The sequence below is a fragment of the Micromonospora sp. NPDC085948 genome (assembly GCF_040686315.1).
Classification (GTDB): domain Bacteria; phylum Actinomycetota; class Actinomycetes; order Mycobacteriales; family Micromonosporaceae; genus Micromonospora.
Genome location: NZ_JBFBJW010000003.1, coordinates 480,663 through 502,112, shown reverse-complemented (window position 1 = coordinate 502,112; position 21,450 = coordinate 480,663). Strand labels below are relative to the sequence as shown.

The window sequence follows — 21,450 nt, the reverse complement described above, 5'->3', positions numbered from 1 at the left end:
CTCTTTCGTCAGCGAACGGGAGAACGGGATGCGAGCCGTCGTCTACACCGACGTCCGGACCGTCGCGGTGCGGGAGGTGCCCGACGCGACGCTGGAGGCGGAGACCGACGCCCTCGTGCGCATCACCTCCACCGCGCTGTGCGGCACCGACCTGCACATGTACGACGGACGGACCGCTGCCACCCCCGGGCTGGTGCTCGGCCACGAGCCACTGGGCGTGGTGCGGGAGGTGGGCCGGGCGGTGCAGACGGTCCGGCCGGGCACCCGGGTGGTGATCCCCACGCACCTGTTCTGCGGGACGTGTGTGATGTGCGCCCGAGGGCTCTCGGCTGCCTGTCTGCGGGCGCGGGCGGAGGGGCCGGGCGCGGCGTACGGCTACGCCGGGATGGGCACCTATCGCGGTGCCCAGGCCGACCTGCTGCGCGTGCCGTGGGCCGACGCCAACTGCGTACCCGTGCCCGGTGAGCCGGGGGACGGGTACGAGGACGACTTCGTGCTGCTGGCCGACGCGTTCGTCACGGGGTGGCACGCCGCCGCCACCCTCGCCGGGGTCGAGCCCGGTGACACGGTGGCCGTCTTCGGGGCCGGAACCATCGGCCTGCTCGGCGCCTACGCGGCGCTGCTGCGGGGCGCCCGGGTCGTCTACTGCGTCGACGGTGTCGACGCTCGGCTGGACAAGGCCGGGGAGATCGGTGCCGTGCCCGTCGACTTCCGCCGGGGGGATCCGGTCGAGCAGATCCGCGCCGACCGGGCGCGGGTGGGGCTGCCGCTCGGGGAGGAGAAGCTGGGCGGAGTCGACAAGGTGATCGACGCGGTCGGGTTCCAGGCCCGCGACCGGGAGCGCCCCGACCGGGAACGCCCGGACCAGGTGATCGCGGACGCCGCCCGGCTGGTCAACCCCGCCGGGGCGATCGCGGTCGCGGGCGTCTATCCGGAGAAGGACCTGCGCCCCGGACCCGGCGCGGACGCCCACGAGGATCTTGTCGCACCGTGGGGGACGCTGTTCGCCAAGGGCGTCGCCGTCCGGTTCGGCCGCACCCACGACCGCCGCTACACCGTGCTGCTGCGCGACCTGGTCGTCGCCGGTCGCGCCCGGCCCAGCGTCGTCGTGACCCACCACGGCACCCTGGCCGACGCGCCGGAGTTGTACCGCCGCTTCGACCGCCGCGACGACGGGGTGATCAAGGCGGTGCTGCGCCCGAGTTGACCGGTCGGCACCGGGGCGTGAGCCCGGTCGGATGGCCCCCGATCCGCCCTTAAGGGACGTTAAGCCACGGATCCGTCTCCTGGTGGCGGCCCTGAGGCGACGATCATCGTCGATCCGTCCCGGCGATTGAGGCGCGGGTCACACCCCTGCCCGGCGGTCGCCGGGCCGTTCCGGGCGCGGCGTCGGTGTCGCGGTTTCATCATGATCATTCGATGGTGCCGAGCGCGCGGCGTGGCACCCCCTTTCCGGCCTGCCGCGGATCGTGGCTGGTCGCGGGCCTGTCGAGGAACAGGGGAGCCGGGCGCGGCGTTGTCTCCATTTGACAACGTTGCCACCGACGGGCCAAGGTGCCGGGAGGGGCTGCGGAGGCGGCTGTGACAGGCGAAAACTGTGCGTCGTCGATATTGCCGGATTGTTACATTTTCAACAGTCCCTCGCCTTGCGGATGGCCCTTCGGCCGCAATACGTTGCCGACAACAACAAAACCAAGTGAAGGTTCAACCTTCCGGAGGCAACCGATGACGTTGGCGAGGTGGTACGAGCGATGAGCAACGTGCCGACCCTCCTTGAGATGCGCTCCATCACCAAGGAGTTCCCCGGAGTCAAGGCCCTCTCCGACGTCAACCTGGTGGTTCGCGCCGGTGAGATCCATGCCATCTGCGGCGAGAACGGTGCGGGCAAGTCCACGCTGATGAAGGTCCTCAGCGGGGTCTACCCGTACGGCAGCTATGACGGCCAGATCGTCTACCAGGGGTCGGAGACCAAGTTCTCCGACATCCGGGCCAGCGAGAGCGCCGGAATCGTGATCATCCACCAGGAGCTCGCGCTCATTCCAGGCATGTCGATCGCCGAGAACATCTTCCTCGGCAACGAGCCGCGCAAGCGGGGCGCGATCGACTGGAAGGCCGCGAACCGGATGGCGCTGGACCTGATGGCCCGGGTCGGTCTCCAGGAGGACCCGGACACCCTGATCAAGGACATCGGTGTCGGCAAGCAGCAACTCGTGGAGATCGCCAAGGCGTTCGCCAAGGACGTGAAGCTGCTCATCCTGGACGAGCCGACGGCCGCGCTGAACGAGGCGGATTCCCGGCACCTGCTGGACCTGCTGCGCGGCTTCCGCTCCCGCGGCATCACCTCGATCATGATCTCGCACAAGCTGAACGAGATCGAGGCGATCGCCGACCAGATCACCATCCTGCGCGACGGCCGGACCGTGGAGACCCTCGACGTCAAGGCGGACGGGGTCGACGAGGACCGGATCGTGCGGGGGATGGTCGGCCGTGAGCTGGGCAGCCGGTTCCCGGACCACACCCCGAAGATCGGTGACGTCTTCTTCGAGGTCCGCAACTGGAACGTCCGGCACCCGATCTCCGCCGACCGGCAGGTCTGCAAGAACGAGAGCTTCGTGGTGCGCCGCGGCGAGATCGTCGGCTTCGCCGGTCTCATGGGCGCGGGCCGCACGGAACTCGCGATGAGTGTCTTCGGCCGCTCCTACGGGGTGTACGAGTCGGGCACCATCATCAAGGACGGCAAGGAGATCGTCCTGAAGTCGGTCGCGGACGCGATCGACAACGGCCTCGCGTACGTCAGCGAGGACCGCAAGGCGATCGGCCTCAACCTGCTCGACGACATCAAGACGTCGACGGTGGCCGCCAAGCTGTCCAAGATCCGGCACCACGGCGTCCTGAACGAGGTCGAGGAGTACCAGGCGGCCGAGGCGTACCGCAAGGAGTTGCGGACCAAGGCCCCGACGGTCGACGAGGGCGTCTCGAAGCTCTCCGGCGGCAACCAGCAGAAGGTCGTGCTGGCGAAGTGGATGTTCACCGACCCGGACCTGCTGATCCTCGACGAGCCGACGCGCGGCATCGACGTCGGCGCCAAGTACGAGATCTACGGCATCATCCAGCGGCTCGCCGACCAGGGGAAGGGCGTCGTCGTCATCTCCTCGGAGTTGCCTGAGCTGATCGGGCTCTGCGACCGCATCTACACCGTGTTCGAAGGCGCCATCACGGGCGAGATCGCTCGGGCGGACGCCACCCCGGAAAACCTCATGAAGCAGATGACCTCGACGAAGAAGTTGGCCTCCCGATGAGCCGTATCAAGGACCTTCAGAAGAATCTGTTTGGAGGTACGACCTCCAACGCGCGCCAGTTCGGGATGATCTTCACCCTGGTGGCGATCGTCCTGATCTTCCAGATCTGGACCAACGGGCTGACGCTGCGCTCGGACAACCTGATCGCGCTGTTCCAGCAGAACTCGTACATCCTGATTCTGGCCATCGGCATGCTCATGGTGATCGTCGCCGGGCACATCGACCTGTCGGTCGGCTCGGTCGCGGCCTTCACCGGCATCCTGGTCGCCAAGTCGATGACCGAGTGGGACCTGCCGTGGCCCGCCGCCATCGTGTTCGGTCTCGCCATCGGCGCGGTGATCGGCGCCTGGCAGGGCTTCTGGGTGGCGTACGTCGGGGTGCCGGCGTTCATCGTCACCCTGGCCGGCATGCTGCTCTTCCGCGGCGGCAACCAGTTCATCGGCAACGCGCAGAGCATTCCGGTGCCGGAGGGCTTCCGGGACATCGGCTCCGGCTTCCTGCCCGAGTTCGGGCCGGACACCGGCTACAACAACGCGACGCTGCTGCTCGGCCTGGCCGCCGCGGTGGCCGTGGTGTGGCGCGAGCTTCAGGCCCGTAAGACCCGGCGGGCCATGGACGCCGACCCGGCACCCATGTGGATCTCGGTCCTGCGAATGGCCGTCATGGTCGGCGTGATCGCCTTCGCCTCGCTGCGCTTCGCCAGCGGTCGGGTCGGCACCAGCTTCCCGATCTCCGGCATCATCCTGCTGCTTCTGGTCATCGCGTACTCCTTCTACACCCGCAACACGGCAGGTGGCCGGCACATCTACGCGGTGGGCGGCAACTCCCGGGCGGCCGAGCTGTCCGGCGTGAAGCTCAAGCGGGTCAACTTCTTCGTCATGATGAACATGTCCGTCCTGGCCGCGCTGGCCGGCATGATCTTCGTGGCCCGTTCGGCGGCCTCCGGACCGCAGGACGGCAACGGCTGGGAGCTGGACGCGATCGCCGCGGTCTTCATCGGTGGCGCGGCTGTCGCCGGCGGTATCGGCACCATCAGTGGGTCGATCGTCGGTGGTCTCGTGATGGCCGTGCTCAACAACGGCCTCCAGCTGCAGGGCGTGGGCACCGACAAGGTCCAGATCATCAAGGGCCTGGTCCTGCTGCTGGCCGTCGCGATCGACGTCTACAACAAGAGCCAGGGGCGCTTCTCCATCATCGGGAGCCTGATGCGGCCGTTCCGCCGCGAGGACTCCGCTCCACCCGCCTCACCGCCGGACGCGGAGCGCGAGCCCGCCAAGGCAGCGGTGTCCAGCTGACGGTCACCGACCCCTCACCACCCCGTTACACATCCAGAAAGGCAAGTCCTCACCATGCGTAAATTCTTCGGCACGTCGGTGGTCGCCATCAGCGCCGCCGCGATGCTGGCCCTCGCCGGTTGCGGCTCCGGCCGTGACGGCGACTCCGGTTCCAAGGGCGACGCCGCCAAGGGTTTCCCGGCCAACTCGCTGATCGGCGTGGCCCTGCCGGCCAAGACCTCCGAGAACTGGGTCCTCGCCGGTGACCTGTTCAGCAACGGCCTCAAGGAGGCCGGCTTCGAGGGCAACGTGCAGTACGCCGGCGCGTCGACCACCGTCGCCGACCAGCAGGCGCAGATCACCTCCATGGTGACCAAGGGCGCCAAGGTCATCGTCATCGGCGCGACCGACGCCGCGCAGCTGTCGACCCAGGTCGCCGCGGCGCACGCCGCCGGTGTGAAGGTCATCGCCTACGACCGGCTGATCAAGAACACCCCGGACCTCGACTACTACGTCGCGTTCGACAACTTCAAGGTCGGCCAGCTCCAGGGCCAGGCCCTGCTGGACGGCATGAAGGCCAAGAAGCCGAACGGCCCGTACAACATCGAGCTGTTCTCCGGCTCGCCGGACGACAACAACGCCGGTGTCTTCTTCGACGGCGCGATGAGCGTGCTGAAGCCGGAGATCGACAAGGGCAACGTGGTCGTCGCCTCGGGTCAGAAGGACGTCAAGCAGACCGCCATCCAGGGCTGGAAGGCCGAGGGTGCGCAGGCCCGCATGGACCAGCTGCTGACCTCGACGTACGGCAGCAAGGAGCTGGACGGCGTCCTCTCCCCGAACGACACGCTGGCCCGCGCCATCCTGACCTCGGTCAAGGGCGCTGGTAAGCCGACCCCGATCGTCACCGGCCAGGACTCCGAGGTCGAGTCGGTCAAGTCGATCGTCAAGGGCGAGCAGTACATGACGATCAACAAGGACACCCGCAACCTGGTGAAGGAGACCATCAACATGGTCAAGGCTCTCCAGGCCGGTAACGCCCCGCAGGTGAACGACACCAAGTCCTACAACAACGGCAGCAAGGTCGTCGACACGTACCTGCTCCCGCCGGTCGCCGTCACCAAGGCGAACGCGGCCGAGGCGTACGCCAACGACCCGAAGCTCGCGCCGCTCACCAAGTAATCACCGCACGGTAGGCAGCAAGGCCGATGGGTCCCGGATCTCCTCTTCCGGGACCCATCGTCGTCCGGACTGCCCCGCGCCACCCGGCACCGACCCGGAAGGAGGTCTGACCGTGGCAACACCCGTCCGGTCCAGGCCTGCCGGCGTCGGACGCCAGACCGAACCTCCGCTGCCGTCGGTCCCCGGCGCCAGCCAGGAGGAGATCCGGCGGCAGAATCTCGGCGCCGTGCTGCGCTACGTCCACGTGCACGGGCCGACGTCCCGGGCCGAACTGACGAGCCGGCTCGGCCTCAACCGGAGCACCATCGGCGCGCTCGCGGCCGACCTGGTCGCCGGCGGCCTGGTCACCGAGGAGGCGCCGACCACCGCCCGCCGCGCCGGCCGGCCCTCACTCGTGGTCAGTCCCCGCTCCGACCGGGTCTACGCCCACGCGTTGAGCATCGACGCGGACCGGCTCCGCGCCGCACGAGTCGGCCTCGGTGGGCAGATCCTCGATCGGCGGGAGATCCCGCGACCCAGCGGCCTGTCGGCGATCGACGCCGTCCGACCCCTCGCCGACCTGGTCCGGGACATGGAACGGTCCGTGGCCACCGACGCGCTGCTGGTCGGCGGCGCCGCCGCGGTCACCGACACCACCCGTGGTCAGGACGGCCGGATCCGGATCGCCAGCATCGACGAGACGCTCGGCGTCGCGCTGGAGGCGGAGTTCAGCGGCGGCCCCGGTTTCGTGGCCGGTGACCTGGCCGACATCGCCGGGCTGGCCGAGCACGTCCGGGGCGTGGCGGTGGGCATCGACGACGTCATCTACCTGCACGGCGACCTGGGCATCAGCGCCGGCATCATCGTCGGTGGCCGGCTGGTGATCGGTCACCGCGGGCACAGCGGCAAGGTCGGCCACATGGTCGTCAACCCGAACGGCCTGCCCTGCGGCTGCGGCTCACGTGGCTGTTGGGAGACCGAGATCTCCGAGGCCGCCCTGTTGCGGCACGCGGGCCGGGATCCGAGCGACCGCGCGGCGGTGGCCGAGGTGCTGCGCGCGGCGGCCGACGGCGACCGAACCGCCCGGGCCGCCGTCGAGCAGGTCGCCGGGTGGCTCGGCTTCGGCGTGGCGAACCTGGTCAACGTGGTCAACCCCGACGCCGTGGTGTTCGGCGGGTCGCTTCGCGACATCTTCACCGCCGGAGCGGACGTCGTCCGCGAGCGGTTGGACACGATGCCGCTGCCGGCCTCCCGCGAGCACCTGCGCCTGCGGGCGGCGGCACTCGGCCGCGACGCCGTCCTGATCGGGGCGGCCGAGCTGGCCTTCGACAAACTCCTGGCCGATCCGCTGAACGTCGGCGTCGCGGGCCAGGTCGGGACCACCGAGCCCGCGTAGCCGCGACCGCCCCCGTCGACGAACCGTCAGGGACTCGGCACCTCTTCCACCACGCTGCTGCCGCTGCCCGGCCGGGACTCCCAGGACCAGGTCTCGTGCAGCCGCACCCGGCCGTCGGGCAGCACCGACACCTCCGAGACGCAGTGCCCCGAGGACGTCTGACCGTCGGCGTTGAGCAGGACGTACCGGAAGTCCAGTCGGTCGCCCTCCCGGGTGCCGACGAGGTGGCCGCGCCGGATGGACCCGCCGGCGTACTCGGCCCACACCTCGCCGGCCCGCTCGTGGTACGTGAAGACGGTCTGCGTGCCCACCTCACCGGCCACCACGTCTGCCACGGCCCGGAACCGCCGACCGTCCACGGAGATCGAGATCGTCATCTGCCGAACCTAGTCGAAGCATCGTTCCCGTAATCCCTACCGTATGTTGTACGGTAGCGCGGTTGAACGCCTGCGGAAGGGGAGCGCTGTGCCGACAAGAGGTGACGCGATAGTGGCGGACGGGCTGCGTAAGCGGTATCGGGACCGCTACGCGCTGGACGGCTTCGACCTGCGGGTGCGGCCGGGGACGGTGTGTGGTCTGCTCGGCCCGAACGGGGCCGGCAAGACCACCTCGGTACGGATCCTGTCCACCCTGCTCCGGCTGGACGGGGGGCGTGCCGAGGTCGCCGGGTTCGACGTGACCCGCCAGCCCGACGAGGTGCGCTACCGGATCGGGCTGGTGGGGCAGCATCCCGCGCTCGACGAGGCCCTGAGCGGCCGACAGAATCTGGTGCTCTTCGGCCGGCTGTTCCACCTGGGCCGCCGCCGTGCCCGGCAGCGAGCGGTCGAGCTGCTGGAGCGCTTCGGTCTCGCCGATGCGGCCGAGCAGCCGGTCCGCACGTACTCGGGGGGCATGCGGCGCCGGCTCGACCTGGCGGCCGGCATGATCCTGGCCCCCGCGGTCCTCTTCCTCGACGAACCCACCACCGGGCTGGACCCGCGGGGCCGCAACGAGGTGTGGGAGTCGGTCCGGGAGTTGGTGCGTACCGGCACCACCGTGTTGCTCACCACCCAGCACCTGGACGAGGCCGACCAACTCGCCGACCGGATCTCGGTGGTCGAGGCCGGCCGGGTGATCGCCGAGGGCACTCCGGACGACCTCAAGACCCGCCTCGGTGGCGACCGGATCGAGGTGGTCGTCGCGGCCCCGGCCGACCTCGCCGCCGCCGTCGCCCAGGTACGCCGGGTGGCCGGCGACGAACCGACCGTCGACGTGGACCGGCGAATGGTGAGCGTCCAGGTCGGTCACCGGGCGGGCGCGCTCGTCGACGTGTTGCGGGCGTTGGACGCCGAGCACGTACCGGTGGCGGACGTCGCACTGCGCCGGCCCACCCTGGACGACGTGTTCCTGCACCTCACCGGGCACCGCACCCGGGCCACCGAGGAGGTGGCCGCATGAGCGCGGTGAGCACGCCGGTCCCGGGGGTGGACCTGACGCCCGGCCGGCCCGCCCTCCTGGCCGACAGCGCCACGTTGATCTGGCGCGGCCTGGCCCGGTGGCGACGCGACCCCGGCCCGCTGATCGCCTCGCTCGGCTTCAACATCCTGATCGTGCTGATGTTCGCGTACCTGTTCGGTGGCGCGTTGCAGGTGCCCGGCGGTGGCAGCTACCGGGAGTTCCTGATGCCCGGCATGTACGTGATGACGATGGTGTTCGGCATCAGCCTCACCACGATCGCTGTCGCCGAGGACCTGGAGCGCGGGGTGACCGACCGCCTCCGGTCGATGCCCGTCGCACCGCTGGCCCCGCTGGCGGCCCGGGCCGTGGCCGACATGCTGTTCGCCGTGGTCACCCTCGGGATCCTGCTGCTGACCGGTCTCGCGATCGGCTGGCGGGCGCACGGCGGGGCCGGTGCCACGCTCGCGGCGGTGGGGCTGATCCTGCTGCTGCGCTTCGCCCTGATCTGGGTCGGCATCTTCCTCGGGCTGGTCACCCGCGGGCAGACGGCCGTGGTGGCCGTGCAGACCCTGGAGTTTCCGCTCGGCTTCCTCTCCAACGCGTTCGTCGCACCGTCCACCATGCCCGCGTGGCTCGGTGCGGTGGCCGCCTGGAACCCACTGTCGGCGACCGTCGGCGCCACCCGGGAGTTGTTCGGAAATCCCGGCTGGGGTGGTGACTCCTGGGCGGCGCAGCACTACCCGTTGCTGGCGGTGCTCTGGCCGGTCGTCCTGGTCGCGGTCTTCCTGCCGCTCTCGGTCGCCCGCTACCGCCGACTGGCCGGCTGACCCGCCCGACGGACGGGCCTCCGGTGGTCGACCCACCGGCCCGGACGGGTGATCGCCGAGCCCCCGTGGCCCGGCGATCACCCGTTCCTCGACTACGCGATCCGGCGCACCCGGCGGATGGCGAGGTAGAGCAGGAGCAGGGCCAGGGCGACGAAGATGCCCGTCTCGATCCCCTGGAACAGCCAGAACCGGTCCGCCGGCTGGTACAGCTGCCAGTTGTACGCGCCCGGCTCGAGTCCCAGTTCCGCACCGCAGACCCGACCCTCCGGCCCCTTACCGCCCGGCGGACACTGGATCCGGCCGCCCTCCGAGATCATCGTGCCGTCGGGGTTCCGGACGCCCTGGGCGAGGACCCAGTCGCCCCGGCTGATCTCCGGTGGCCCTTCCCCCTCGATCGGGAAGGTCTGGGTGTGGGCCGGCTGGTAGTGCCGTCGGGCCAGCAGCTCCACCGCCGTCCGGACGCCGATGAAACCGGCGAGGGTGATGCCCATGGCGGGCAGCATCCGCTTCCAGACGGTGCCGGCGAAGACGCCGAGCGCCACGGCGAACAGGGTGTACCCGATCGGGACGATGCCCTGCAGATCGAAGACGATCATGCCGAACCGGCCCTCGTGCGCGGCCTGGGTGAGCGGATCGACCCACCAGGACATGCCCAGCCCGTAGATCGTCGCGAGGACCAGGACGGCCCCGCTCACCAGCCCGAACTTCACCAGCGCCCAGCGGGTCCGGCCGACGCCCTGGGTCCAGACGAACCGGTGCGTGCCGTGCTCCACCTCGCGGGCGACCAGTGGGGCGCCCCAGAAGAGGCCGACAAGGGCCGGCAGGGTGATCAGCAGTACGGCCACCAGACTGAGACTGCCGTACTGGTTGCCGAAGCGCCGGAAGCCCGCATCGCAGGTCTCCCGGGTCGTCTGGGCCACGTCGGCGCGGGCGAGTTGGCTGGCGCAGTCCGTCAGCCCGAGGTCGGCGAAGGTGTTCCGCATGGCCAGGCCGATGGGCACCAGCAGGGCGGCGAGCGCCACGAGCCCCAGCAGGGTGTAGAGCGCCTGCTTGCGGTGTTGCCGCCAGGTCAACCAGATCATGCTGCCACTCCCCACTCGCTGTGCCGGGTCTGCGTGGTTCCGTCGGCCAGGTAGGCCAGCACGACGTCCTCCAGGCTGACCTCGCGGACCGTCCAGGCCGGGTCGGTGACCGGGCCGTCGGTGCGGACCAGCAGCGTGGACTGCCGATCGGTGTGGCTGGCCCGGACCACGGCGGCGACGCCCCCGATGACGCCGTCGTCGTGCCGGGGGCCGACCAGTTGGCGGTGCTCGGCGACCAGGTCGTCGACCGCGCCGGTGAGCTGCACCTGGGCGGAGTTCAGCACGATCAGGTAGTCGCAGACCCGCTCCAGGTCGGCCAGCAGGTGCGAGGAGAGCAGGACCGTGGTGCCGGATTCCGCGACGCTGCCCATCAGCGACTGGAGGAACTCCCGTCGGGCCAGGGGGTCGAGGCTGGCCACCGGTTCGTCGAGCAGCAGCAGCCGGGGCTGCTTGGCCAACGCGAGGGCGAGCGCCACCTGGGCCCGTTGGCCGCCGGAGAGTTTGCCGACCGGTCGGTCCGGGGGGATGCCGAGCTGGGCCAACCGCTGACGGGCCAACGTGGCGTCCCACCGCTTGTTCAGCTTGCCGCCGGCGATGACCAGCTCGGCCGCGGTGAAGTCCCGGTAGAGCGGGGTGTCCTGGGCGACGAACCCGATGTCGGCCAGCCCCTCCGTGTCGCCGTAGGGGGATCTGCCGAAGACCCGGACCGCGCCCGCGTCGGGCTTGAGCAACCCGACGGCCAGGTGCAGCAGGGTGCTCTTGCCCGCGCCGTTCGGCCCGACCAGCGCGGCGATCCGGCCGGCCGGCAGGTGCAGCGAGCAGTCCCGCAACGCCCAGGTGCTGCCGTACCGCTTGCCCAGCCGGTCGGCCTCCAAGACCATGTCCATCCTCTGTCCTCTCGATCCGGCTGCGCCCGCGGTGGGGGAGCAGCCGTTGCTTCGGTGCCTGGTGGTTCGCTTGCCGGGCACGCTCAGGCGGGCTCCTTCTGCGGGGCGTCGTCGGCGAGGGTGGCGCGCAGCGTGGTCTCCACCAGGGCGATGACGTCCTCGGCCGAGAGGCCCGCGGTCTGCGCGCGGTGCAACCAGGCGACCAGGTCCTCGCGGAGCTCGGCCTGGTTGGGCAGGGACGCGCCGGCCAGGGTGCGCTGGACGAACGTGCCCACCCCGGGTCGGCCGCCGACCAGACCCTCGATCTCCAACTCGCGGTACGCCTTCAGCACCGTGTTCGGGTTGATCGCCAGTGACTGCGCGACGTCCCGGACCTTCGGCAACTGGTCGCCCGGCGTCAGCAGACCGACGCGCAGCGCCTGCTTCACCTGCTGCACGAGCTGCATGTAGGTGTTCACCTTCGACCGGCTGTCCAACACGAACTCGATCACTCGGGATGATCCTTCCTGTTGTCCTACGACAGTAGGACTAATAGACAGCTTCGTCGGGGACCCCCGCCGCTGTCAAGCGCGCGGCGCGTCGGTCTCGGTGGCACCGGCGGGCCAGAGGTTGGCACCAACGGGCCAACCAAACGGGAAGGGACCGGCACGAAAGTCGTGTCGACGGAGAGGTGTTCGATGGTCACCAACGACGTGGCGACGTCGACAGCGACTCCACTACAGGTGGCTCGCGCCCGGGGGCGGGTACGCGGCCGGCTGATCCTGCTCGGCCCGGCGTTCGTCGCCGCCGTCGCCTACGTCGACCCCGGCAACTTCGCCACCAACTCCGCCGCCGGCGCCCGCTACGGCTACCTGCTGGTCTGGGTCGTGGTGGTGGCCAACCTGATGGCGATGCTGGTGCAGACCCTCACCGCCAAGTTGGGTCTGGCCACCGGGCGCAGCCTGCCCGAGCTGTGCCGGGAGCGGCTGCCCCGGCCGCTGAACCGGCTGATGTGGGTGCAGGCCGAGTTGGTCGCCATGGCCACCGACCTGGCCGAGGTGATCGGTGGCGCGGTCGCCCTCTACCTGCTCTTCGGCATCCCGCTGCTGCCCGGCGGGCTCATCATCGGCACGGCGGCGTTCGCCGTGCTCGCCCTGCGCTCGCGCGGGTTCCGCGCCTTCGAGATCGCCATCGCCGTACTGCTCGGTGTGATCGTCCTGGCCTTCGCCGCCAACCTGCTCGCCTCCGGCTCCGACCCCGGCTCCGCCGTGGCCGGTCTGGTGCCCCGGCTCCAGGGCACCGACAGTGTGCTGCTGGCCGCCGGCATCCTGGGCGCCACCGTCATGCCGCACGTCATCTACGTGCACTCCGCGCTGACCCGCGACCGCATCCCGGCCACCGACGACACCGAGCGTCGGGTCCTGTTCCGGGGCCAGCGCACCGACGTACTGCTCGCCCTGAGCGCAGCCGGCGCGGTGAACCTCGCCATGCTGCTGATCGCGGCGGCCAGCTTCCGCGGCGGCGGCCCGGGTGGCGCGGACAGCCTGGAGGGTGTGCACGCCGGGCTCGGCCAGAGCATCGGCACCGCCGCGGCGTTCGGGTTCGCCGTCGCCCTGCTGGTGTCCGGGCTGGCCTCCACGAGCGTCGGCACCTACGCCGGCGAGGTGATCATGCAGGGCTTCCTGCGGCGGCGGGTCCCACTGCTGCTGCGCCGGCTGGTCACCCTGGTGCCGGCCCTGGCCGTGCTCGCCATCGGCCTCGACCCCACCCGAGCCCTGGTCCTGTCCCAGGTCATCCTCAGTTTCGGCATCCCGTTCGCGCTGATCCCGGTGGTCGCCTTCACCCGGCGGCGCGACCTGATGGGCAACCTGGTCAACCATCCGCTCAGCACCGCGGCCGCGTCGCTGGTGGCCGTACTGGTGGTCGCGCTCAACGCGTTCCTGCTCTGGCAGGTAACCGCCGGTTAAGCCGGCTGGCCGGCTCGCTGGCCAGCCGTCCAGATGCGGACGTCCGCCCGAGCGTGATGCCTGTGAGTCATCTTGATGACTCACAGGCATCAGACGCGTTGGCGACCCTGCCCCCGGCTTCGGGCGGCCGGGCCGGTGGTGCGCGCGGTCAGGTGCGCCGGCCCTCGTCGCGGGTGGGGATCTCCTGGCGCTGTTCCAGGGCGTCCGCCGGGTTGGCGTCGGCCGGCAGTGACGTCACCTCTTCGAGCGTGCCGGCCGGAAGGGCGCCCTGCTCGGCCAGGTCGGCCTCGGACGCCTCCGGGTCGACGTCACCCGACACCCGGTCCGGCGGCCCGTAGTCGACGGCGTCCTGTCGCTGCTCCTGGGCGTCCGCCTCCGGGGGAGGAAACGTGTCGCCCTGGTCATCCCGGTACGTGCTCATCGGAGCCTCCCACCCGGCGGGTGTCGACGTGCCGCCGGGCCACTGCCTACCCGGCATCGCGGAACTCAGACCTGCCGCTTCGATCCGAGCCGCTGGCAACGAGTGACCGGCCGGGGTGGCCTTTCCTCGACGACAGGCCCAGCCACGTCCGCGCGCTGACCCCGCCGGTGGCCCGGATCGGCCAGGATGGGCAGGTGGCCCGGGGCGCGGCCGTGACGAGGAGGGTGGGCGATGCGGGTACGCGGGCGGTTGACCTGGGGGCGGCGAGCCCGTGCGGGTGCGGCGCTGGCGGCGCTGCTCGCCGGCGCGGGGGCGTCGACCATCGCGCTGACACCGGCAGTGGCGGCGGGTGCGGTGGCGGCCGGGACGCCGGTGTGCCAGGTGCGTGACGACCGGCTCCGCGAGATCTCCGGGATGGTCGCCACCGACGACGGGTACGTCATGATCAACGACGGTGCCGACGACGAGGCCCGCCGCCGGATCTTCTTCCTCGACGAGCGATGCGCGGTGGTCCGGGCGGTGGCCTTCCCGTCCCGGCCCCGCGACACCGAGGACCTGGCCATCGGTCGCGACGGCACCGTCTGGGTCGCCGACATCGGCGACAACGACCACTCCCGGTCGACGATCGCCATCTGGCGACTCGCTCCCGGAGCGGACGAGCCGGTGCTGCACCGGATGACCTACCCGGACCGCCCGCACGACGCGGAGGCGTTGCTGCTGGACGCGTCCGGTCGGCCGCTGATCATCACGAAGGGCGGCAGCGGCACCGTCTTCCTGTACGCCCCGACCGCCGCACTGCGGCCGGGGGCGACGACGCCGCTGGCCTCGGTCGGCCAGGTGACCCTGCCGACGACGAGCACCAGCAACCCGTTCTCGTTCCTCGGACGGGGTGTGATCACCGGGGCGGCGAGCGCACCGGACGGGCGTCGGGTGGTGCTGCGCAGCTACGCCGACGCCTTCGAGTACGACGTGCCCGATGGCGAGGTGGTCCGCGCGCTGACCGCGGGCACCGCGCGGGTCACCCCGTTGCCGGACGAGCCCCAGGGTGAGTCGGTCACCTACAGCCGCGACGGCAGGTCGTTGCTCACCGTCTCCGAATCCGCCGACCAGCCACCGGGCACCCGCCCGACGATCCTGCGCTACCCGACCACGGACGGACCGGCCACCGCCGCGCGTCCGACGGGGTCAGCCTCGTCGGAGTTGCCCACCCTCGTTCGTCCCATCGCCGAGGACACCACCGGCCTGAGCCGCCGGACCTGGGTGCTGGCGGCCGGGGCCGGAACACTCGTGGCGCTGCTCGGCCTGGCCGGCGTGCTGCGCTGGCGGCACACGGCGCGCCGGTGAGCGAACGTCGGCGGTGCGGCAGGATGGTGGGATGTCCGTGCTGTCCACGTTGCGTCACCCGATCATCGCGGCTCCGATGGCCGGTGGCCCGTCCACGCCGGCGCTCGTGGCAGCCGTCTCCGCCGCCGGTGGACTGGGCTTCCTGGCCGCCGGGATGATCGACACCGAGCGGTTGGCCACCGACGTCGCGCAGGTCCGCGCGCGCACCGACCGGCCGTTCGGCGTCAACGTCTTCCTGCCCGACCCCGGTGGCGTGGACGACGCCGCCGTCCGGGCGTACGCGGAACGGCTCGCCCCGCAGGCCGCCGAGCGCGGGGTGAGCCTGGGCGAGCCGGTCGGCGGCGACGACGCGTACCCGGAGAAGGTGGCCGCGCTGCTCGCGGACCCGGTCCCGGTCGTGTCCTTCGTGTTCGGGCTGCCGGACCGGGCGACGGTGCGCGCCCTGCGCGAGCGGGGCACCGAGGTGTGGGCCACCGTCACCCGCCCGGACGCGGCGACGGTCGCCGCCGACCTGGGTGTGGACGCGGTGGTGGTGCAGGGCACCGAGGCCGGTGGGCATCGGGGTGGCCTGCCGGACGACGACGACTACGCGCTGTTGCCCCTGCTCCGGCTGGTCGCCGCCCGCTGCGACCTGCCCCTGGTGGCCGCGGGCGGCATCGTCGACGGTCCCGCGCTGGCCGCCGCGCTGGCCGCCGGTGCCGCCGCCGCGCAGCTCGGCACGGCCTTCCTGCGCTGCCCGGAGGCGGGCAGTTCGGCGATGCACCGGGCAGCGGTGGCCGGGGCCGCGCCGACCGCGCTGACCCGGTCGTACACCGGTAAGCGGGCTCGGGGGGTGGCCAACGACTTCCTGCGCCAGCACGACGCGTCGGCGCCGACCGGTTATCCCCAGGTGCTGCACCTGACGCGTCCGCTGCTGGCCGCCGCCCGGCGCGACGGCGACGCGTCGGTGGCGAACCTGTGGGCGGGGCAGGCGCACCCCCTCGCCCGGGAGCTGCCGGCAGCCGACGTGGTCACCGAGGTGAGCGCCGGTGCCCGAGCCGCGCTGGCGGCGGTGGTCGAGCGGTCGGCACGCTGGGGCTGACCGGCGGCCTCGGGTGGGGCGGGACGGGCCGGTCGGGAAACCCGTAGAGTTCCGCCGTGATCGAGATCGGTGCGCAGGTCGACCTGTCCCACCCGCCCGACCGGGTCTGGCTCGCACTGACCGACCGGAAGCTGCTCGGACGGTGGTTCGCCGAGGCCGACACCGTCGAGGGCGTGGCGGACCGGCTGCTGCTGCGCACGGCCGAGTTGCCCGGCTTCGAGGCCGACGTCGAGGTCGAGGTGACCGAGCGGCGGGAGGCGGCACTCCTCGTGCTGGCCTGCGACGAGGCCGGCCGGCTCAGTGAGCTGACCTGCGTGGTCACGGCCACCAGCCAGGGCTGCCGGCTGGAGGTGCGGGAGGTCACGACGCACGGCGCGTGGTCCGCCGAGCAGCACGACCCACGTGAGCAGCAGGTGCGGCAGGCGCTCACCGTACGACTCCCGGCCATCCTCGACTGGCTCGCGTTCCAGCAGGTCGACCTGCGCCGCGGCGACGGTGCGATGACCACCGAGCTGCCGCTGATCGCGCTCCGCACGTCCGGGCGCACCCGCCGTCGGCGTCGGACCCTCGTCGCCCTGATCGGCGGGGCCGCGCTGCTGGCGGGGACGGCGGCCTGGATAACGTTGCCGCCCGAGTCGACACCCACCGCCGCGCCGGCATCGGCAGGCGCGCCGTCGCCGTCCGGTACGGCCGGCACGACCGCCGCCGCCCGTAAGGCGACCCCGTCGGTACGCCCCTCGCGGAGCACCGCGTCCGCGACCACCCGCCCGAGTCCGACCCCGACGGCGACGGCCACGCCCCCGAGTCCGGCCGCGTCCGCTGTGCCACCCCCGCCGCCGGCGTCGCCGGTGCCCATGGTGGCCCGCTACGAGACCGACTCCAGCCGCCTGTTCGGCTACACCGGTGCGGTCGTGGTCGAGAACCCGAGCGGCGTACCGGTGGCGGACTGGGCCGTGGTGGTCACTCTCGGCGAGGGCACCACCGTCGACGACGTCGACGGCGCGAACTGGCGACAGGACGGGCGGTCGATCACCTTCACCGGCGCCGCGGTGGTGGCCGGAGGCTCGCAGACGATCAGCTTCGACGTCCGCGACAGCCGGCCGAAGGCCCGGCAACCGGAGAGCTGCACGATCGGGGGGCAACCCTGCGCGGGCCTCTGACTAGGCTGCCGGCATGGCACTGCTGCACAAGGCGACCCTGAACCCCACGAAGCTCGACCTGCTGGCGACCTGGCTTCCCGACCGACCCTGGTACGCCGGGTCCGCCGGCGTCGAGCTGGTGAGCCGAGGCGCCTACCGCTTCGACGATCCGGCCGGCGAGGTCGGCATCGAGACCATCCTGGTCAGCACCCCCGACGGGCCGGTCCATCACGTCCCGCTCACCTACCGGGCCGGTCCCCTGGACGGTGCGGACGCCTGGCTGGTCGGCACCACCGACCACTCGGTGCTCGGCCGGCGCTGGGTGTACGACGGCTGCGTGGACCACGTGTACGCCGCCGCGCTCGCCCACGCGATCCGCACCGGCGCCGGCCAGGCAGAGCAGTACTTCGAGGTGGACGGTCGGCGTGAGGTGCGCGAGCCAAGTGTGACGATCACCGCCAGCGGCGCCGTGGACGCCGACGCGGCACCGGTCGGTCCCGTGCGCCGGGTGGTCGACGAGGACAGCACGCTCGTCGTCACCGACACCGTCGAGTTGGTCGTCGTCCGCCGCCCCGGTGCCGCCGAGGCCGCCGGGGCGGCCCTGCTCGGCAGTTGGAGCGGGCAACCGACGAGCGTGCCACTGGCGTACGTCCGGACGCGCTGAGCGTGCGGTGGGCGGCCCGACGAGTCCGGCCGCCCACCGCGTTCACCACTGCGCCGGAGGCGGGGGCGGCGACACGGGCGGCCGGTCGTCGCAGGTGATCGTGTTGGGCAGCAGCCACGGCGCGAGCCACCCGCCGTCGTTGCCGCCGAGGTCGGTCAGTGTGAACTCCGAACCGGCCGGGGTGAAGTGGAACGAACCGCAGTTGTTGACAGCCACCGCGCCCACGTGGCGGGCGTCCACGTTGGCGAACGAGGCGGACCCCGCCGCGCGGGCGCTGACCACCGAGGTGCCGGTGCCGTCGACCCGGATGTCCCGGAACCGTACGTTGGAGATCGAGTAGAGGTCCTTCACCGGCCAGTCGCTCACCAGCATGATCGCGTTGTAGGTGCTGTCGAGGTACGCGTCGCCGGTCACCTCGATGGCCGCGTCGATGCTGCGGTCCAGGGCGAAGAACCAGATGGCGCCCAGCCCGATGTTCCAGTTCAGGTCGTACGTGCCGGCGCGGGCGGTGGTGTTGTCGGTGATCCGCAGGTGCCCGGTGAAGGGCTCCGCGCCGAAGCGGGCGCCGACGTGGATGCCGCTGCCCTCGCGGACCGGGTCGGCGACGAGGTTGTGCGAGACGGTGGTGTCCGTACCGCCGTAGATGGCGATGCCGTTGGCCAGGGTCGGTGACTGCACGGTGTTGTGGTCGAACGTGTTGCGCGCGTTCGCCGTCTTCTCCGACCACATCGCCAGACCGTCGTCGCCGGTGTTGCGGACGAAGTTGTGCGCCACGAGGGAGTCGGTCACGCCGGTGTGGAAGTTGAGCGCGTCGGCGATCTGGTCGACGACGATGTTGTTGGTGACGCGGACGTTGCGCATCGGCCCGTCGAACCACAGGCCGGCCTTGGTGTGGCGCAGGTAGAGCCCGTCGATCGTGGAGTCGCTCATCGCCCCACCGATCGCGTTGACCTGGTCGGTGTCGATGCGCTCCCGGACGTCTCCCTCGATGGTGAAGCCGGAGAGGTGGACGTTGCGGCTGCCGCCGTCGGCGGCGTCGCGGCCGTAGAACCCGACGCCGGTGTGCACCGAGCCGTCCGGCGCGGGGGTCGGCAGGGCTACCTCGCGGCCCCTGATGACGGTGTGCCAGTTGCCGGCGCCCTCGATGGTCACGTCGTCGACGATGATGTGCCGGTTGACCTGGTAGGTGCCCGGCGGGAGGTACACCTTGAGGTGGGCGCGCCGGGCGAAGGCGATGGCGCGGTCGATGGCGTCGGCGGAGTCCCGTCGTCCGGTGGGGTCGGCGCCGAAGGCGAGCACGTTCGCCGCGAGCAGCCGGACGCGCGGCGGCGCGACCAACTCGGAGTCGAGCAGGTCGATGACGGTCCAGGCGGCGGCGCTGCCGGTCGGCGCGGTCAGGCGGATCCGGTCGCCGGCCCGGTAGGTGCGCCCGAGCAGCAGGCGTTGCTCGTCGTAGAAGTGGGTGGGCCGGAACGGCTTGTCGATGACCGGGGCCGGGGTGGTGGCCGCCGGCACGCACTGGCACTCGGTGATCCACCAGTCCGGGTGCAGCAGCCCGGCCTGGGGGTCGTTGGTGAACGGGTACTGGTTGTAGAGCCACGAGTACTGCGAGGTCAGCGTCATGGTGCGCGCGTGCTTGCCGTTGACCGCGACGCGCAGCGGAGCGGTGATCCCACCGCCTCGCGGCGCGTCCGGGATGCTGTACCGCACGCTTATCGCGTTCGCCGCGCTGGGTAGGACGAACTCCACGTACTCCCCGGGGGTGAGCCGGACCGCCCGGCGGCCGGAGGCCTCGGCGGGCAGCGTGTAGGCCGACCGGTCGGGGCCGATGATCTCGCCGTTGGTGCGCGCGTTCTCCGCCTCCTGTTCGACGAAGTCGACGTCGGCGCCGCGCCCGGCGACGAGTGCCGGGTCGAGGGCGGCGCGGGTGACCACCGGCCGCGCGCCGGCGGGCGCGGATGGGCCGGCGACGGCCACGGTGGGCACGGCGACGAGCACGGCGAGGCCGGCCGCGAGCGCCACGGCGGTGCCGGCAGGTCGGCCGGGTCGTCCCCGGGCCGACATGAGGCTGTGAATCATCGGTGACCCTCCTGGGTGGGTGGTGGTGGTGGAGGTCCGCCCGGCGCTTCCCCCGACGCCCGACATTGATCGTCATGATGCAGCACCGACCATCCCACTGCAAGACGACAATCGAAGTACGAAAATAGACGACCATTAGACCGCAAGAAATGGACGATCGGTGAGTTGAGGTGTCGCGCCTCGCCTGCGCCGCGACCGCCCACGGCCGGCGTACGCTGGGCCGCGTGGATCAAGAAGATCGGATCGCCCTGTTCCTCGACTACGAGAACCTCGCGTTGGGGGCGCGTGATCACCGTGGCGGCGCGGAGTTCGACTTCCGGCCGATCGCCGACGCGCTCGCCGAACGGGGTCGGGTGGTGGTCCGCCGCGCGTACGCCGACTGGTCCTACTTCGACGAGGACCGCCGGATGCTCACCCGGTCCCACGTCGAGCTGATCGAGATTCCGCAGCGGATGGGCGCGTCCCGGAAGAACGCCGCGGACATCAAGATGGCTGTCGACGCGATCGAGTTGGCGTTCGAGCGCGACTACATCTCCACGTTCGTGATCTGCAGTGGCGACAGCGACTTCACCCCGCTCGTGCACAAGCTTCGCGAGTTGAACAAGCGGGTCATCGGCGTCGGGGTCGAGGGGTCGACGTCGGCGCTGCTCCCGCCGGCCTGCGACGAGTTCCTCTACTACGACCGGCTGGAGGGTGTGGACATCCCGCCGACCCGCAGCCGGCGCGGTCGCCCGACCCGGCCGGCCGGCACGGAGCAGCGCCCGCCCGAGCCGGAGTTGGAGCGCGAGCCGGAGCCGGAGGTGGGCCGCCGGCCCGCCGGTGAGGAGCCCGGACGCGACGTCGACGCGCTCGCCGTGCTCGTCGCCCAGACGGTGGCCGGGTTGCAGGGCAGTGCCAACGGTGCGGTCACCGCGTCCCGGCTCAAGCGCACCCTGCTGCGCAAGGACCCGACGTTCAGCGAGTCCGACTACGGTTTCCGCACCTTCGGGGAACTGCTGCGGCACCTCGCCGAGCACACGGTGATCGAGCTGGCGGAGGGTCCCGCGAAGGGTGACCCCGAGGTCTCGCTGCCCGAGCACGGCGACCGCGAGGTGGCGTTCGGCCTGCTGCGTGGCGTGGTGGCGGAGCTGGGCAGCAGCGGTAACCCGGTGGCGCTGTCCGGCTTGAAGAACCAGCTGCGGCGGGCCCGGCCCGACTTCAGTGAGAAGAAGCTCGGCTACCGCAGCTTCCTGCAGTTCTGCAAGGCGGCGGCCACCAGCGGCGCGGTCGACCTGCGGTGGAGCCCCGAAGCCGACGACTACCTGCTGACCACCCAGGGCTGAGCCCCACGCCCGGCGCGTCCGGCGTCGCATCGACCGCTGTCGAGCGGGAGTGCCGGAACTCCCCCTAGGGTGAGCGGTAGGGCTGCCCGAGGGC

Annotated in this window: 19 protein-coding genes; 13 read left to right on the top strand and 6 right to left on the bottom strand. The window is 71.5% G+C overall.

All coding sequences use genetic code 11. The features are described 5' to 3' along the window. The first annotated feature begins 28 nt into the window (after positions 1 to 28). From AB0O48_RS11925 to AB0O48_RS11905, 5 genes are all read left to right on the top strand, one after another. Positions 29 to 1,207 (top strand): alcohol dehydrogenase catalytic domain-containing protein, encoded by a 1,179-nt coding sequence (locus AB0O48_RS11925; protein WP_365064971.1) that lies wholly within the window; start codon positions 29 to 31, stop codon positions 1,205 to 1,207. Between the two features lie 544 nt (positions 1,208 to 1,751). Further along, positions 1,752 to 3,299, top strand: coding sequence for a multiple monosaccharide ABC transporter ATP-binding protein (mmsA, locus tag AB0O48_RS11920; protein WP_357246037.1), 1,548 nt, complete (start codon positions 1,752 to 1,754; stop codon positions 3,297 to 3,299). Beyond that, positions 3,296 to 4,594 (top strand): multiple monosaccharide ABC transporter permease, encoded by a 1,299-nt coding sequence (gene mmsB, locus AB0O48_RS11915; RefSeq protein ID WP_357246034.1) that lies wholly within the window; start codon positions 3,296 to 3,298, stop codon positions 4,592 to 4,594. The genes mmsA and mmsB overlap by 4 nt, the downstream gene beginning before the upstream one ends. 54 nt (positions 4,595 to 4,648) lie before the next feature. Next, on the top strand, positions 4,649 to 5,752 hold the full coding sequence (locus tag AB0O48_RS11910; protein WP_357246031.1) for a sugar-binding protein: 1,104 nt from the start codon (positions 4,649 to 4,651) through the stop codon (positions 5,750 to 5,752). Between the two features lie 169 nt (positions 5,753 to 5,921). Next, entirely contained in the window at positions 5,922 to 7,127 is a 1,206-nt protein-coding gene (locus AB0O48_RS11905) for an ROK family transcriptional regulator (protein ID WP_357246189.1), read from the top strand. A 26-nt stretch (positions 7,128 to 7,153) separates the two neighbouring features. Here AB0O48_RS11905 and AB0O48_RS11900 read toward each other — a convergent pair whose 3' ends face one another. After that, positions 7,154 to 7,504, bottom strand: a complete 351-nt coding sequence (locus AB0O48_RS11900) for a hypothetical protein (RefSeq protein WP_357570000.1) — start codon at positions 7,502 to 7,504, stop codon at positions 7,154 to 7,156. Between the two features lie 88 nt (positions 7,505 to 7,592). Between AB0O48_RS11900 and AB0O48_RS11895 the strand changes: the two genes are divergently transcribed. Together AB0O48_RS11895 and AB0O48_RS11890 are read left to right on the top strand one after the other, a co-directional pair. Next, positions 7,593 to 8,564, top strand: coding sequence for an ATP-binding cassette domain-containing protein (locus tag AB0O48_RS11895; RefSeq protein ID WP_357246025.1), 972 nt, complete (start codon positions 7,593 to 7,595; stop codon positions 8,562 to 8,564). Next, positions 8,561 to 9,391: an ABC transporter permease gene (locus AB0O48_RS11890; RefSeq protein WP_365064965.1), complete on the top strand. Its 831-nt coding sequence runs from the start codon at positions 8,561 to 8,563 to the stop codon at positions 9,389 to 9,391. The genes AB0O48_RS11895 and AB0O48_RS11890 overlap by 4 nt, the downstream gene beginning before the upstream one ends. 92 nt (positions 9,392 to 9,483) lie before the next feature. Here AB0O48_RS11890 and AB0O48_RS11885 read toward each other — a convergent pair whose 3' ends face one another. The 3 genes from AB0O48_RS11885 to AB0O48_RS11875 form a co-directional block, all read right to left on the bottom strand. After that, positions 9,484 to 10,473 carry a transporter gene (locus AB0O48_RS11885; protein WP_357569999.1) on the bottom strand — a complete coding sequence of 330 codons (990 nt, stop codon included), beginning with the start codon at positions 10,471 to 10,473 and terminating at the stop codon, positions 9,484 to 9,486. Beyond that, the gene (locus AB0O48_RS11880; protein WP_357246016.1) at positions 10,470 to 11,360 is read right to left on the bottom strand and encodes an ABC transporter ATP-binding protein; all 891 of its coding nucleotides are present in this window, start codon (positions 11,358 to 11,360) and stop codon (positions 10,470 to 10,472) included. The genes AB0O48_RS11885 and AB0O48_RS11880 overlap by 4 nt, the downstream gene beginning before the upstream one ends. A gap of 83 nt (positions 11,361 to 11,443) precedes the next feature. Then, complete coding sequence (locus tag AB0O48_RS11875; RefSeq protein WP_357246013.1) at positions 11,444 to 11,851, bottom strand: GntR family transcriptional regulator; 408 nt, start codon at positions 11,849 to 11,851, stop codon at positions 11,444 to 11,446. Between the two features lie 186 nt (positions 11,852 to 12,037). On the opposite strand from AB0O48_RS11875, the gene AB0O48_RS11870 reads away from it, so the two are divergent. Continuing rightward, positions 12,038 to 13,306, top strand: a complete 1,269-nt coding sequence (locus tag AB0O48_RS11870; protein ID WP_365064960.1) for an Nramp family divalent metal transporter — start codon at positions 12,038 to 12,040, stop codon at positions 13,304 to 13,306. A 148-nt stretch (positions 13,307 to 13,454) separates the two neighbouring features. Here AB0O48_RS11870 and AB0O48_RS11865 read toward each other — a convergent pair whose 3' ends face one another. Beyond that, the gene (locus AB0O48_RS11865; protein WP_357246010.1) at positions 13,455 to 13,727 is read right to left on the bottom strand and encodes a hypothetical protein; all 273 of its coding nucleotides are present in this window, start codon (positions 13,725 to 13,727) and stop codon (positions 13,455 to 13,457) included. Between the two features lie 231 nt (positions 13,728 to 13,958). On the opposite strand from AB0O48_RS11865, the gene AB0O48_RS11860 reads away from it, so the two are divergent. Genes AB0O48_RS11860 through AB0O48_RS11845 form a run of 4 tightly spaced genes read left to right on the top strand, consistent with a single transcriptional unit; the run spans position 13,959 to position 17,955 of the window. Beyond that, a complete protein-coding gene (locus AB0O48_RS11860) occupies positions 13,959 to 15,071 on the top strand; it encodes a hypothetical protein (protein ID WP_365064956.1) in 1,113 nt (370 codons plus the stop codon). 31 nt (positions 15,072 to 15,102) lie between these two features. After that, positions 15,103 to 16,152 carry a nitronate monooxygenase gene (locus AB0O48_RS11855; RefSeq protein ID WP_357246005.1) on the top strand — a complete coding sequence of 350 codons (1,050 nt, stop codon included), beginning with the start codon at positions 15,103 to 15,105 and terminating at the stop codon, positions 16,150 to 16,152. Positions 16,153 to 16,208: 56 nt separating this feature from the next. Next, complete coding sequence (locus AB0O48_RS11850; protein ID WP_357246002.1) at positions 16,209 to 17,312, top strand: cellulose binding domain-containing protein; 1,104 nt, start codon at positions 16,209 to 16,211, stop codon at positions 17,310 to 17,312. A gap of 13 nt (positions 17,313 to 17,325) precedes the next feature. After that, positions 17,326 to 17,955 (top strand): hypothetical protein, encoded by a 630-nt coding sequence (locus AB0O48_RS11845; RefSeq protein WP_357245999.1) that lies wholly within the window; start codon positions 17,326 to 17,328, stop codon positions 17,953 to 17,955. Between the two features lie 42 nt (positions 17,956 to 17,997). Here AB0O48_RS11845 and AB0O48_RS11840 read toward each other — a convergent pair whose 3' ends face one another. Further along, on the bottom strand, positions 17,998 to 20,034 hold the full coding sequence (locus tag AB0O48_RS11840) for a glycosyl hydrolase family 28-related protein (RefSeq protein ID WP_357245996.1): 2,037 nt from the start codon (positions 20,032 to 20,034) through the stop codon (positions 17,998 to 18,000). Positions 20,035 to 20,258: 224 nt separating this feature from the next. On the opposite strand from AB0O48_RS11840, the gene AB0O48_RS11835 reads away from it, so the two are divergent. Next, positions 20,259 to 21,356 (top strand): PIN domain-containing protein, encoded by a 1,098-nt coding sequence (locus tag AB0O48_RS11835; protein WP_357245994.1) that lies wholly within the window; start codon positions 20,259 to 20,261, stop codon positions 21,354 to 21,356. The last annotated feature ends 94 nt before the right edge of the window (positions 21,357 to 21,450 follow it).